We start from the raw sequence: 977 nt of genomic DNA on the forward strand, positions 1-977 counted from the left end.
TCCACCGTGTACGCTTAGTCACTTAACCATACAACCCGAAAGGGTCTTGTGTATGGCAACTAACCAAGGTTTTTGGTTGTCATTAAGAAGGGTTAATTCTCAATGACTGTTTGCCGGACTCAATAATGGAACAATGTAAACATTGTTCCGAATACAAGACACTTGAATGTGTTTGTGTGTTTATCAATGAAGATAAACATTGAGAACTTTTAAATTTGATTTGAGTTACTCGTAAGTAATCAAATCAGTCAGCTTTCCAAATTGTTAAAGAGCAAGAGTTTCTAAACATAAAGCTTTCGAAACCATTTTTAAATATTTTCAAACAAAAACACTTAAAGATGGTGGGCGATACCGGGCTCGAACCAGTGACCCCCTGCTTGTAAGGCAGGTGCTCTCCCAACTGAGCTAATCGCCCACGAAAGTTTTAATTCCTTGTGGAAGGAATGGTGGAGCTATGCGGGATCGAACCGCAGACCTCCTGCGTGCAAGGCAGGCGCTCTCCCAGCTGAGCTATAGCCCCATATTTTTATTTCCTTGGGAGGAAATGGTGGGTCGTGCAGGATTCGAACCTGCGACCAATTGATTAAAAGTCAACTGCTCTACCAACTGAGCTAACGACCCAATGGTATCCCGTAGGGGAGTCGAACCCCTGTTACCGCCGTGAAAGGGCGGTGTCCTAGGCCTCTAGACGAACGGGACACTGCTAATTTATCTCCACTTTAAAAAGTAGAAACAAACCTTGAAGAACTTGGGAGTTCTTCATCTCTTTTTCTTTTTAAACCTAATCAATCTGTGTGGGTACTCATCGTGAAAATCTTCGTATATAAGGAGGTGATCCAGCCCCAGGTTCCCCTAGGGCTACCTTGTTACGACTTCACCCCAGTCATGAACCACAAAGTGGTGAGCGTCCTCCCCGAAAGGTTAAACTACCCACTTCTTTTGCAGCCCACTCCCATGGTGTGACGGGCGGTGTGTAC

4 tRNA genes and 1 rRNA gene are annotated in these 977 nt (G+C 44.7%); all 5 read right to left on the reverse strand.

The features are described from left to right. Positions 1 to 339: 339 nt before the first annotated feature. Positions 340 to 415, reverse strand: a tRNA-Val gene (locus L4C39_RS20090). A gap of 29 nt (positions 416 to 444) precedes the next feature. Next, positions 445 to 520, reverse strand: a tRNA-Ala gene (locus L4C39_RS20095). A gap of 25 nt (positions 521 to 545) precedes the next feature. Continuing rightward, positions 546 to 621 (reverse strand) — tRNA-Lys (locus L4C39_RS20100). A gap of 2 nt (positions 622 to 623) precedes the next feature. Further along, a tRNA-Glu gene (locus L4C39_RS20105) sits at positions 624 to 699 on the reverse strand. A 125-nt stretch (positions 700 to 824) separates the two neighbouring features. Further along, a 16S ribosomal RNA gene (locus L4C39_RS20110) occupies positions 825 to 977 on the reverse strand; the annotation flags it as partial.

Source organism: Vibrio clamense, from assembly GCF_050337905.1.
Taxonomy (GTDB): Bacteria; Pseudomonadota; Gammaproteobacteria; order Enterobacterales; family Vibrionaceae; genus Vibrio; species Vibrio cortegadensis.